Source organism: Citrobacter sp. TBCS-14, assembly GCF_005280805.1.
Classification (GTDB): Bacteria; Pseudomonadota; Gammaproteobacteria; order Enterobacterales; family Enterobacteriaceae; genus Citrobacter; species Citrobacter gillenii.
The window spans coordinates 1-217 of the sequence record NZ_SZWM01000249.1 but is presented as its reverse complement, the minus strand read 5'-3'; the positions used below and the strand labels follow the sequence as shown (position 1 = coordinate 217).

Annotated in this window: 1 protein-coding gene; it reads left to right on the top strand. The window is 56.2% G+C overall.

What is annotated here, in order from left to right; translation table 11 throughout:
• Positions 1–217: sulfatase-like hydrolase/transferase (locus FDX22_RS12315; protein WP_255432885.1), on the top strand; the 217-nt coding region annotated here is incomplete at both ends.

Here is a 217-nt window from a genome sequence, read left to right as displayed (position 1 = left end):
ACGTATGCCATTCCGTACAGGGATCCGTTCCTGGATCCCTGAAGGCAAAGATGTCGCGTTGGGACGGAATGAACTGACGATTGCCAACCTGTTAAAGCAACAGGGGTATGACACGGCGATGATGGGGAAATTGCACCTGAATGCCGGGGGCGATCGCACCGATCAACCGCAGGCGAAGGACATGGGGTTTGACTACACCCTGGTAAACCCGGCGGGA